This is a genomic window from Helicobacter pylori (assembly GCF_006439795.1).
Lineage (GTDB): Bacteria > Campylobacterota > Campylobacteria > Campylobacterales > Helicobacteraceae > Helicobacter > Helicobacter pylori_CR.
The window spans coordinates 23,499-35,897 of sequence record NZ_VEYL01000012.1 but is presented as its reverse complement, the minus strand read 5'-3'; the positions used below and the strand labels follow the sequence as shown (position 1 = coordinate 35,897).

Annotated in this window: 10 protein-coding genes, 4 tRNA genes and 1 pseudogene; 2 read left to right on the top strand and 13 right to left on the bottom strand. The window is 39.5% G+C overall.

The annotated features are described in order from the left end of the window. Positions 1-328: 328 nt before the first annotated feature. From FIM66_RS08170 to FIM66_RS05845, 13 genes and pseudogenes are all read right to left on the bottom strand, one after another. Positions 329-472, bottom strand: a complete 144-nt coding sequence (locus FIM66_RS08170) for a molecular chaperone DnaK (protein ID WP_140523685.1) — start codon at positions 470-472, stop codon at positions 329-331. Positions 473-593: 121 nt separating this feature from the next. Then, positions 594-670 (bottom strand) — tRNA-Arg (locus tag FIM66_RS05910). Positions 671-692: 22 nt separating this feature from the next. Next, positions 693-769 (bottom strand) — tRNA-Arg (locus tag FIM66_RS05905). A gap of 60 nt (positions 770-829) precedes the next feature. Then, positions 830-906: transfer RNA gene (locus tag FIM66_RS05900), tRNA-His, on the bottom strand. A gap of 66 nt (positions 907-972) precedes the next feature. Next, positions 973-1,050 (bottom strand) — tRNA-Pro (locus FIM66_RS05895). Between the two features lie 184 nt (positions 1,051-1,234). After that, positions 1,235-1,984: an HpaA2 protein gene (gene hpaA2, locus FIM66_RS05890; RefSeq protein WP_140600208.1), complete on the bottom strand. Its 750-nt coding sequence runs from the start codon at positions 1,982-1,984 to the stop codon at positions 1,235-1,237. 19 nt (positions 1,985-2,003) lie between these two features. After that, positions 2,004-2,111, bottom strand: a complete 108-nt coding sequence (locus FIM66_RS08340; protein ID WP_080270111.1) for a neuraminyllactose-binding hemagglutinin-like domain protein — start codon at positions 2,109-2,111, stop codon at positions 2,004-2,006. Next, positions 2,068-3,594, bottom strand: a complete 1,527-nt coding sequence (guaA, locus tag FIM66_RS05880; protein WP_140600207.1) for a glutamine-hydrolyzing GMP synthase — start codon at positions 3,592-3,594, stop codon at positions 2,068-2,070. Before guaA ends, FIM66_RS08340 begins: the two co-directional genes overlap by 44 nt. Positions 3,595-3,604: 10 nt before the next feature. Further along, a complete protein-coding gene (locus FIM66_RS05875; protein WP_097704161.1) occupies positions 3,605-4,096 on the bottom strand; it encodes a hypothetical protein in 492 nt (163 codons plus the stop codon). A 173-nt stretch (positions 4,097-4,269) separates the two neighbouring features. Further along, positions 4,270-6,661 (bottom strand): annotated as a pseudogene (locus FIM66_RS05865) (molybdopterin guanine dinucleotide-containing S/N-oxide reductase). 103 nt (positions 6,662-6,764) lie between these two features. Continuing rightward, positions 6,765-7,355 carry a DUF3972 domain-containing protein gene (locus FIM66_RS05855; RefSeq protein ID WP_140548330.1) on the bottom strand — a complete coding sequence of 197 codons (591 nt, stop codon included), beginning with the start codon at positions 7,353-7,355 and terminating at the stop codon, positions 6,765-6,767. Between the two features lie 25 nt (positions 7,356-7,380). Beyond that, positions 7,381-8,703, bottom strand: coding sequence for an aminotransferase class V-fold PLP-dependent enzyme (locus FIM66_RS05850; RefSeq protein ID WP_140478981.1), 1,323 nt, complete (start codon positions 8,701-8,703; stop codon positions 7,381-7,383). Between the two features lie 18 nt (positions 8,704-8,721). Then, entirely contained in the window at positions 8,722-9,036 is a 315-nt protein-coding gene (locus FIM66_RS05845) for a histidine triad nucleotide-binding protein (RefSeq protein ID WP_001100349.1), read from the bottom strand. Between the two features lie 80 nt (positions 9,037-9,116). Between FIM66_RS05845 and pheS the strand changes: the two genes are divergently transcribed. Next, entirely contained in the window at positions 9,117-10,103 is a 987-nt protein-coding gene (pheS, locus tag FIM66_RS05840; RefSeq protein ID WP_120919128.1) for a phenylalanine--tRNA ligase subunit alpha, read from the top strand. Then, the gene (pheT, locus tag FIM66_RS05835) at positions 10,103-12,397 is read left to right on the top strand and encodes a phenylalanine--tRNA ligase subunit beta (protein WP_140600204.1); all 2,295 of its coding nucleotides are present in this window, start codon (positions 10,103-10,105) and stop codon (positions 12,395-12,397) included. The genes pheS and pheT overlap by 1 nt, the downstream gene beginning before the upstream one ends. The last annotated feature ends 2 nt before the right edge of the window (positions 12,398-12,399 follow it).

The window sequence follows — 12,399 nt, the reverse complement described above, 5'->3', positions numbered from 1 at the left end:
AAACCCCACTAAAACAAGATAAAATCTTTCTCATAATTTCTAGCGATTATACCAAAAATTAGAAACGCTTCACCCCATAAAGTTGCCCATGCAATTTGAAAGCGCTTTTTATTTATCCCTAAAAAGCGGGCTTTAACTCAATTGTGAGTCTCTTTTCAGATCGCTATATTGCTTGATGGCTTTGAGTATTTTTACATTTTATGATTGAGGTTCAATTAAAAACAGAGCCTTAATTTTTAACAAGTCTTGTTTTATATTTGATATTTTTATAGTAGGATTTCAAAAGTGGGTCATAGTCAAAAAGCTTTCCTTGTTCGGTGCGATAAAGTCATGTAATGCGCGTATCTTTCATTCTTACATATTTCTCATTTTTTAGGTTTTTATAACCGCTTTTATTAATGTCTTCATGCAAGATTTGTGTTTTAGAGATTTCCAACCCTATCACTTGTAATCGGGCTATTTTGATGATCAATCTTTAGAAGAAAAAACCATAAAAATGTAGTATCCTATGCCTATAAGAAAAACAAGAATTAAGAAAATGAGTAATCCCCACTCTAAAGAATCCATAACTCCTCTTTAAAGAATGTCAAAAGTGGTGCGCTTGGCAGGACTCGAACCTGCGACCTACGGCTTAGAAGGCTGTTGCTCTATCCAGCTGAGCTACAAGCGCATTGAATGGTATTAATGTTAGGTGGTGCGCCCGAAGGGAGTCGAACCCCTAACCCCCAGATCCGAAGTCTGGTGCTCTATCCAATTGAGCTACGAACGCTTACAATTCAAATAAAGGAATGACTAACATAAAACTTGGTAAAACGCTTATTTAATGAGATGGGGTGGAAGATGGGAATCGAACCCACGACCCTCAGGACCACAATCTGATGCTCTAACCGACTGAGCTACTCCCACCATTCAATGAAAGGAAGCGACATTCTACCAAAGAATTTTAAACAGAACAATAAATTATGCAAAAAGTGGTCGGGGCGAAAGGATTCGAACCTTCGACCCCTTGGTCCCAAACCAAGTGCGCTAACCAGACTGCGCTACGCCCCGAAATTTTCACATGAAGCGTTATTATAGCTGAATTTTCTAATTTTTGAGCGTAATTTTTCAAAAATGCCGCTAAAATCAAAAGCGGCACTCAAAAATGGTATTAATTCCAACTCCCCCACCCTTTTAAAAAGCTACTTTTTAAAAAAAGCTCTAAAGGATTTTTAAGCTTTTTATTTCTTAAAAACTACTTTCGTTTTTTCATTTCACTAGAAACTTTTTCATAATGTTCCATGTGTTTTTTGCTCAACTCTTTGGTAATATTCACCATCACTTTGTGATAGGCTTGATTCATGATTTTTCTAATGGCTTGGTCATGGTCGGTTTCTTTAATCTTATGCACAAAAGTTTTGGGGACAAAACCTCCAGAATTGGCGCGACTCAATTCCACTCTTTCAATCACAGCCTTAATCTTTGAAACATCAATACCAAAACTATGGATAATATCTTCACTTTTTGGCTCAACAAAATTCAAGTTCAAATACCCTGAAGACATGTCTATCACTTTTTCTTCACTAAGCGCATTGCTCTCTTCTACAATATCTTCTAAGATAGCCACATTCCCATCCATGCGTAAAACGAGCAACGCTTTTTCTTTGATGTCTTGAGGGATTTCGCTAACATCTTTAAATTGCGAAACGCTATAGCCTTTTCTCTCTAAAAAACTACTCAACTGGAGGAACAAAGACTTCTCAAACTCTTTTTGATAATTTTCAGGGATAACTTTATTAGCCTCTATCTTAGGATCGATTAAGACAACTAAATGGCCGTTTTTAGGCTCTTGCTTGCCTTTAATAGGATAGTGGAAATGCAAATCCACGGACTCGCCCATATTATTGTGCTGCTGCTTCATAGGCATTCCATCAGCTAGAGCCGTATAAAACGCCCCACTCGCTAGTAACGATCCTAAAACGATTGCCAAACTACCTTTTTTCATTAAATTCCTTTCTTTCTTTTTATTTAAAATCAATTCCTAATCTTACCCAAAAAATTCTACTTTTAGCACTATTTTTAAGATAATCATTCCCATTCAATCGTTCCTGGTGGTTTAGAGGTAATATCATACACCACCCTATTGATACCATTCACTTCATTAGTGATGCGGTTAGAAACCTTTTCTAAAAAAGAATGCTCTAAAAATGAAAAGCTCGCTGTCATGCCATCGCTCGCATTTACCGCTCTTAAACAAATAGCGTTTTCATAAGTGCGATTATCCCCCATCACCCCCACAGAATTGACATTCAACAGCACGCAAAAAGCTTGCCAAACCTTGTCATACAAATTGGCTTTTTTAAGTTCCTCTATAAAAATAAAATCCGCTTCTTGCAAGCGTTTGATCTTACTCTCACTGATTTCGCCTAAAATCCTTACAGCAAGCCCAGGCCCTGGAAAAGGGTGGCGCATTAAAAAATCCTGGCTAACGCCCAATTCCTTACCCAATAAGCGCACCTCATCTTTAAACAATTCCCTTAAAGGCTCTATGAGTTTAAAGTCCATCCATTCAGGCAGTCCGCCCACATTATGGTGGGTTTTGATCACTTTTGAAGGCCCTTTAACGCTCACGGATTCAATCACATCAGGGTATAAAGTGCCTTGGGCTAAAAACTCAATTTTGCCTTTTAAATGGTGCTTCTTGGCTTCTTTTTCAAACACTTCAATAAAGGTTTCGCCGATGATTTTTCGCTTCAATTCAGGCTCGCTCACGCCCTTTAATTTAGACAAAAAGATTCCTTTAGCGTCTATCGTGTTTAAAGGGATTTGCAAGTCTTTAAACATCGCTTGCACCCTTTCTTTTTCATTTTTACGCAACAAGCCATGATCCACAAAAACAGCGATCAAATTATCCTTAATGGCTCTGTGCAATAGCGTAGCAACCACCGTAGAATCCACGCCCCCACTCACCGCGCACAAAACCTTAGCGTTAGCAATTTTTTCTTTCAACCTTGCAACTTCTCTTTGAGCGAAATGCTGCATCCCCCAAGTTTTTTCACAGCCGCAAACTAAAAGAGCGAAATTTTCTAAAATCTTACCCCCTTCTTCGCTTTGAATGACTTCTGGGTGGAATTGCAAGCCAAAAATCTTGCCGTTTTCAATCGCGCAATGGGGGGAATTAGGGCTTTTTGCAAGGGTAGTGAAGCCTTTAGGCAATTCTATGACTTTATCCATATGGCTCATCCACACAAGGCTTTTGGTTTTCACGCCTTCAAAAATCACAGAATCTTGGGTGGTTTCTAAAACAGCCTTACCAAATTCTTGCTCGTTCGCACCAGCCACTACCCCCCCAAAAAAATCCACCAAATACTGCATGCCGTAGCAAATCCCTAAAATCGGCACATTCAAATCAAAGATTTTCCCACTAGGCTTGTAAGCGTCTTTAGCATACACGCTCGCTGGCCCCCCACTCAAAATCAAACCTTTAGGGGCTTTTTTTTGAATGTTTTCTATGCTTTCAAAAAAAGGGACTATTTCTGTATAAATCCCGCTCTCTCTCAATCTTCTAGCAATCAGCTGTGTGTATTGGCTCCCAAAATCTAATACTAAAATCATCGCTCATTCTTTATTTTTGTTTTTTTGTTTGTGTTTTATCATACTGGCTCTTATAATCCACTCTGTGGCTCTCAGCTAACTCAGGCGCTTTTTGCACAAACCAGCGTTCCAATCTTTCTAATTTGTATCTGTAATTTCCACCTTTGGAGCAATACTGAGAATCAATCAGCGAAAACGCATAGAGCGTCTTACTTTCTTTAGATTGGAATAAAAACTCCTTATGGAATAGTGCTTTTTTAGGCATGCCGCTCATTAGGGCCTCAGGCAATAAAAAAGCGTCAAAACCACAAAGGACTTTTTTACTCAATTTGTTGCTTTTGGTAACCACAAAAATGAGATCTGTTTTCATGTCTTGTTTAAAAGCTAATGAAAGCACATTCAAAAAGGGCAGAGCTAAACTTTTATCCACCCTAACCTTAAAAGCTTTAAAATCCCCTAATAAGACCCCCATAAACAAAACCAACCCCACGCAACATTTCAAACTCATTTGAAAAACGCTCATCTTTTATAATCCTTGACTTATCATCGGTTGCATAACCACAAGTTACATGACGCAAAGTATTATAATATAAAAATTGAGAATCACCCCACGCTTTGGCTTGGCTAGTAGTCAAGTCTTTAGTTATTAAGCCTTTATTGGGTAAAAACACTCTCATGGTAGTATTCCCACTCCGTTTAAGCCCCAATGATGCTTGGTGTTGAAATAGAATGATAGGGTTTGACTAGTTCATACCTCCTGAGTCTTCTAATATTGACTAAGGCGGTATTGGCTGAAATGGCTTGTGTCATGCTGCTTGTGGGGCGTAAAGAAGTGAGCGTATTCACATGCCCTGCATTGCATCGTGGGTTTCTAACCCTCTCATCTTCTGGGTCATACCACGCCCCTTTTTGGATACTCAAAACCCCTTGACGGATATTCTTAGTTACAAACGCCCCTGCTAACAACCTCCCCCTAGCGTTAAACACTTCTACAATTTCACCATGCCTAATGCCTAATTTATTAGCGTCTAGTTCGTTGATCATTACAGGCTCTCTGCCTTGAATTTTATACACATTCCTAACCCAAGTGTTATCAAGCTGTGAATTGACACGGTATTTTGGGTGCGGAGAGATTAAATGGAACGGATAAATCTCAGCCATTTTAGATCCTAGCCACTCAGCTGGCTCAAACCAAGCAGGATGCCCTTTAAAATCGGCCAGTTTAAAATCCGCGCATTTTTGAGAAAAAATTTGAATTTTCCCGCTCTCTGTATCCAGTTTATTGTTAATAGGATCTTGCCTGAATTTCGCATGACGCACAAACTTTCTCGCATTTTCAGGGATTTCAAACTCCACAAAGCCATCCCTCCAAAATTGATCAAACGATTTCAAAGTAGGGCCATCGCTTTTTTCATAAAGGCTCTTAATCCATTCCATGTAACTCTTAGATTCAGTGAATTTCTGCTCTGTTTCATTGCCCCCAATGCGTAAAGCAAGCTGTCTGAAAATCTCATAATCGTCTTTGGATTCATAAACAGGCTCTACCACCTTACGCATGGCATAAACCACATTCTTAGAATAACTCCCTCCAAAAGTAATATCATCTCTTTCCATAGTGCTAGTGGAAGCAAAGACAATATCAGCAAATTTTGCCGTAGGCGTCCACCAAGGCTCATGCACGATCACGCAATCTAAGGTCCTTAAAGCGCGAATCAGCTCGTTTGTATCAGCTTCATGCCCTAATAAATCCGTCCCACAATTATAGATCATTTTAATTTTAGGCAATTTGAGTTTTTTACCCATAAAATCAATTTCTTTATCCGGATTTAAAATCGCTTCAGAAATTCTAGATGCTGGAATAACGCTTTTTACAGAATTATGCCCTTGTGAAATCATAGGAACAATTCTTGCCCCTGAGCTTGCTTGAGCGTTCCCTCCATAATGCATAGAAAAGCCAAAGCCCCCACCCGATAAGCCCACTTGACCAATCATGCTGGCTAAAACAATTAACGCCCAATCCGGTTGCTCGCCATGCTGAGCTCTTTGCATGGCCCAATTACCCGCTAAAAAAGTGCGTTTAGAGACAAACAAATCCGCTAATTCTTTGATTTTTTCTGCGCTCACTCCAGTGATTTGAGACGCCCATTCTAAAGTCTTAGGCGCATTATCGTTCTCTCCTAGCAAATAGGGTAAGAATTTATCAAAACCATCAGTGTATTTAGCGATAAACGCTTTATCGTATTGATCGCTCGTATAAAGATAATGCATCATGCCTAGCATTAACGCTACATCAGTATTAGGGCGAATGGGTATCCATTCAGCATTAAAGGCTTGAGCGGTTTCGGTATAAATGGGATCGATACTAATGAATTTAATACCGGCTCTTTTATACTTAGGGTAGTAACTGTCATTGACATGGTTTGGCACAAAATAATCAATGCGGTTGCACTTGAGTAAATCCGCCCCCCACATGACATACACCTTACAATTTTTAATCATCTCTTCATGCGTGGTTTGTTGCGAATAAACTTCCATATCCCCTACAATCATAGGGTTTATTCTTGCAGCCGCACCATTGCTATATTCCCCATCAGTGCCAACAGCCCCCCCCTAAAGTCGTGTTAAAAAAACGCCATGCTAAATGATGGCAACGATGCAAGCTGCCCGCATGCCCCCAGCCACCATAACTGGCATTATAGATGTTTTCTTTAGGAATTTCTTTAAGCTTTTTAGCCGCCAAATCCAACGCCACATCCCAACTCACGCGCACAAACTCTTCTCTCCCGCGCAATTCTTTGTGGTTTTTTTTGTTTTCTAAGAAGCTCTTACGCACGCAAGGATACTTCACCCTACTATCTGAATACACCCTATCAATCATCGCTTTTAACATCATGGTAGGGTTATAATCGCTCTTTTGGGGGACAATATCTCTAATCACTCCGTTTTGAACCTTTGCGATAAAAGGGCCAAAATGCGTTGCATGCGGAATGGATTCTACTTTTTCAAAAACACTAACAGCTTTCAAAAAATTAGTGCTAGCGAGTGCGATCGGGATTTTTGTTAGGATACTTCTGCGTGGAATGGACATGGTTTTCCTTCAAGCTTGCATTCTGTTAAAATACCCCAAATTCTAACATATATTCACATAAATTACCGCTAATAAGCCCACAAAGCTGGGTGTTAATTTAAAACTACTTTTTATTCACGCTACTCATGTCAGCGACTTTCCCCCACATCAAGCGGTATTTCCTCTTCATAAATTCAATTTCTTCCCTCGCTTGATTGAGTTCGTCTCGCAAAAGATCAATGGTTTTTTTATCTTCTTCATAGACTTCTTGCATAGAGATTAAAGCGTCTTTTAAAAACATGTTTTCATTTTTAAAGGCTGAAATCGTTTCATCTTTAGCGCTAATGACTTTATCATGCAAATTTAAAATCGTGTTAATGGTCTTTTCCACAAACACAGGCTCTAAAGAACGCCCGTTCATATCCATAGAAATCAAATTATTTTCTACCTTTTTAATTAAAGCGTTTGTCCCGCTGCTCGCATCAATTAAAAGCTTGTTGTTGCTTATTTTGCTCTTGATTTTACCAAGATTCACTAATTCTAAGATCCTTTCTTTAGGAAGCCCTGAAAGGCGGCTGAACTCTTCTAATTCAAGCCATGCTAAAGCGCTCAAATCTTCTAAAACCACCGGCTCTTTAGACTCTTGCTCTTTATCCTCTACTTCTTGCTCATTTGGTTGCACCGCTTGCGCTTTGTTCAAATCTAAAATATCCAAATTTTTCCTTAAAAATAGTTTTAGCTTAACGCAATTTTTTAACCGCTTTTTTCAAGCTGTCTAGCAAATAATCAATATCGTTTATGGAGTGCGTGAAGTGCAAGCTCACTCTAAGCCATCCAGGTTTAGCGTTAAAATCGCTTGACTTTTGAGCGTTAAGATTCAATAAATCATGCCCATAAGGCCCCGCGCAAGAGCAACCTGCCCGGGTCTCAATAGCGTGTTCATAGCTTAAAACCCTCGCTAAATCATAGGGCGAAATCCCCCCAATATTAAAAGCCACTACCCCCACACGACTCGCTGTTAAATTCCCATAAATATTAATAGCGGGCAAGTCTTTTAAGCCATGCATGAGTACTCTTAAAAGGTTGTTTTCTTTCTTGTGGATAAAATCCAAACCGCATTCATCTCTCAATTGATACGCTAGAGCGCTCCTGTAAAATTGCAACAATCCTGGCGTGCCAAACTCTTCTCTTAAAGGCAATTCATCAATAAATTCATGCCGTGTGCGATTAGCGTATTTAATCACGCCCCCTGCACTAAAACTCGGGGCGATCTGCGTGTCAATCAAATCTTTAGAAATGCCTAAAAGACCGCACCCTCCAATGCCCCCTAAAAGCTTATGAGGCGCATAAAAACCGGTTTGGTATTCGCAATCTTTAGGGTTAGCATGCGCGCTAAAATTCGCTAAATCCAAAGCCAAAGTAGCCCTATATTTCTTACACAATAATGAAACTTCTTTTAAGGGCGTAAGCAGTCCCGTTACATTAGAAGCCGCGCTTATAGAAACCAAGCTGTTAGGGGTTTTTTTTAAAGTTTGCTCTAAAATTTCTAAATCCAATAGGCCATGTTCATTCAAAGGGATACGCACCACTTCACACAAGCCTTCACGCCAGCTGATTTCATTAGAATGATGCTCATAAGGCCCTACAATCACACGCTTTAAAGCCATATCTTTCAAATACAGCTCTAAATTTTTCTTCGTTTTTGAAGGGATGCACACCCCTAAAATTTCTTGAAATTTCTTAATCGCTGAACTCGCCCCATACCCTGCGCTCAAGACACAATAACCATCGCTCAAATTTAAAGAACGCTTCAACTTTTCTTGGCACTCTTTTAAAAGCATGCCCATTAAAATCGCATGTTTAGAAGCGATGGAATGAGCGTTCGCGTAATAAGGCAGTAAGGATTTCACGCGCTTTTCCACTAAAACGCTCGCTAAACCTGAAGCCCCCCAGTCAAAATAAGACACCCCTTTTTTTAAAATAATACTGGATTTAACCTGCTCTAAAACGCTCTCGTTAGGATTGAGTAAGGGAGCAAAACTCCTATTTAAAAACGCTTGCACGAAATACCACCAACGCTTTTAATGTTTATCCCCGCTTAAAATATGAAAATGCAAATGCATCACCTCTTGCCCGGCGTTTTTACCCACATTGGTTAAAAGCTTGTAGCCCTTTTCTTTGATGCCTAATTTTTCCACCACTTCAAAAATAAAACTTGTCATTTGAGCCATAAGCTCTGGAGTGATGCCATTAAAATCCTGAATGCTTTGTTTGGGGATCACTAACGCATGCACTTTCGCTTTAGGGTTAATGTCATAAAAGGATAAAAAACGCTCGTTTTCTAAAATCTTAGAACAAGGGATTTCACCTTGGATTATTTTTTCAAACACATTCATGCTTTTTTGCTCCCTTTTAAGGTTTTTCTTTTATTAAAGTTGTATTATAGCTTTTTAAAAATAAAATATAAGGATCGTTATTGCACACCTTAATAGAGCGATTAGAAAAGGTTACTAATAGCAAAGAGTTAGAAGAAGTGCGCTTGAACGCTTTGGGTAAAAAAGGGGTTTTTGCGGATAAATTCAACCAACTCAAAAACCTGAACGGCGAAGAAAAAAACGCCTTTGCCAAAGAAATCCACCATTATAAACAAGCGTTTGAAAAGGCCTTTGAATGGAAAAAAAAGGCTGTTTTAGAGCTTGAATTAGAAGAACGCTTGAAAAAAGAAAAAATTGATGTGAGTTTGTTTAACGCTATTAAAACAAGCTTTTCTCACCCTTTAAATCACACTAAAAATAAAATCATTGAATTTTTTACCCCATTAGGATACAAGCTTGAAATCGGCTCTTTGGTGGAAGATGATTTCCATAATTTTAGCGCTTTAAACTTGCCCCCTTACCATCCTGCAAGAGACATGCAAGACACTTTTTATTTTAAAGATCACAAGCTTTTAAGGACCCACACTTCGCCCGTTCAAATCCACACCATGCAAGAACAAACCCCACCCATTAAGATGATTTGTCTAGGCGAAACCTTTAGGCGCGATTATGACTTGACCCACACGCCCATGTTCCACCAAATTGAAGGGCTTGTCGTGGATCAAAAAGGGAATATCCGTTTCACGCACTTAAAGGGCGTGATCGAAGACTTTTTGCATTATTTCTTTGGCGGCGTGAAATTAAGGTGGCGTTCTAGCTTTTTCCCTTTCACAGAGCCAAGTGCTGAAGTGGATATTAGTTGCGTGTTTTGCAAGCAAGAAGGCTGCAGGGTTTGCTCGCACACAGGCTGGCTAGAAGTGTTAGGCTGTGGCATGGTCAATAATGCGGTGTTTGAAGCCATAGGGTATGAGAATGTGAGCGGGTTTGCTTTTGGCATGGGGATTGAAAGATTGGCCATGCTGACTTGCCAGATCAATGATTTACGCAGTTTTTTTGAAACTGATTTGAGAGTGTTGGAGGGCTTTTAATGAAACTGAGTGTCAATGATTTGAGCGTTTTTGTAGATGCGCCTAAAGATATAACCAAACTCTGTGAGGATTTGAGCCGCTTAGGTTTAGAAGTGGAGAGCTGTATCCCTTGTGTCGCTCCTAAAAATGTGGTTGTGGGTAAAATTTTAGAAAAAGCCCCCCATAAAAACGCTGAAAAACTCAGCGTGTGTCAAGTGGATATTGGCAAGGAAGTGTTACAAATCGTGTGTGGGGCTAAAAATGTCGCGCCAAACCAATTCGTGCCAGTCGCTTTAAATGGGGCACTAATCGGCTCAACCACCATCGCTAAAACGGAGCTTAGGGGGGTTGAAAGCTGTGGTATGATTTGCTCTAGCAGCGAATTAGGCTTCCCTAAAATCAATGATGGCATCTTGGAATTAGATGAGAGCGTTGGGGAGTTGGTTTTAGGGAAAGAATTAAACGAATACGCCCCTTTCAACACGCATGTTTTAGAAATTTCATTGACCCCCAATCGTGGGGATTGCTTAAGCGTTTTAGGCGTTGCCAGAGAAATTAGCGCGTTTTATCACACGCCCCTAAAACCTATTAAGGCTTTAAATTTTACGCCAAAAAGCGGTTTGATCACGCTTAGTGTGGGTGAAAATATTGAGTCGCATTTGGCTTATTATTTGGTTTGCAATCATTCTTTAAAAACCCCCTTAAATATCAAACTTTCGCTCGCTCATAATAATGCCTTAAGCGAGAACGAATTAAAGAATTTCATAGAATTTGGCATGCATTTTAGTGGGGTAATAATGAACGCTTATAGCCTGAATAAAACCCCTATGGATTTGAGCGTGAAAAACGATGAAAACAACCTTGAAAGCGTTTATATCAACCATCAAAAACGCTCCACTATCGCTATAAAACATCAAGATCAAAAAGATTTGAGCGAGCATTTGCTTTTAGAAGCGAGCTATATTGATCCGATAAGCCTGTCTTTAAAATTACACGCCCTAAAAGATAAAACGCTTCAAAAAGACAACGCCCTTATTTATAGGAGCGCTAGGGGGAGCAACCCTAATTTATCAGACGGCTTGAATTTTTTAAGCGCTCATTTGAAAGCGGCGATTTTAGAAAGCAAACAAACCGAGCATTCTTTAAAAGATTACGCCCTTACATTCCAGCTTGAAGACATTACCGAAATTTTGGGGCTTGCTGTAGAAAAAGAAAAAATTCAAGGCATTTTAAAAAGTTTAGGCTTTAAAGTTAGCATAAAAGAGCCAAACTCAAAACCCCAAATTTTAGAGGTTGTGGTGCCAAATTTCAGGCATGACATTCAAACGATCCAAGATATTGCTGAAGAAATTTTGCGCTTTGTAGGGATTGATAATCTAGTCTCAAAGCCTCTTCATTGTGTCAGCAGTAAAAATTCAAACCCTCATTATGACACGCACCGCTTTTTTGAAAACCTTAAACACAAGGCTCTCGCTTGCGGTTTTAAAGAAGTCATTCATTATGTGTTTTATTCTAAAGAAAAACAGCAAAAACTAGGCTTTGAAGTTTTAGAAGATCCCCTAGAATTGCAAAACCCTATCACAACGGAGTTAAATACCCTGAGGACGAGCCTTGTTTGCGGGCTTTTAGACGCCAGTTTAAGGAATAAAAATTTAGGGTTTAAAAGCATCGCCCTTTATGAAAAGGGGAGCGTGTATAACTCTAAAAGAGAAGAAACCCAAAAACTAGGCTTTTTAGTAAGCGGCTTACAAAAAAAAGAAAGCTACCCTGACGCTAAGGGCAAGGCGTGGGATTTTTATTCTTTCGCTGAATGCGTTTCAAAAGTTATAGGGGATTTCAGCTTGAAAAAACTAACCACTCAGATCCCCATTAACCACCCCTACCAGAGCGCTAAAATCATTCAAAACAATGAAATCATAGGCGTAATCGCTAAAATCCACCCCAAAGTGATCCAGGAATTAGATTTGTTTGAAAGCTATTACGCTGAGATAGACGCTTCCAAACTCAAACGCCCTGCCATGCTGTTAAAACCCTTTAGCATTTACCCTAGCAGTGTGAGGGATTTGACTCTCATCATTGATGAGAATACCGCTTTTAGCAAGATTAAAAAAGCCCTAAAAGACGCTCAAATCCCTAATTTAAGCGGGATTCTACCCCTTGATATTTTTAAAGAAAGCGATAATGCCATAGCCTTAAGCGTGCGTTGTGTGATCCATTCTTTAGAAAAAACCCTGAACGATGAAGAGGTCAATTCAGCCGTGCAAAAAGCGCTTGAAATTTTAGAAAAAGAATTTAACGCCCGCCTTAAAGGATGATA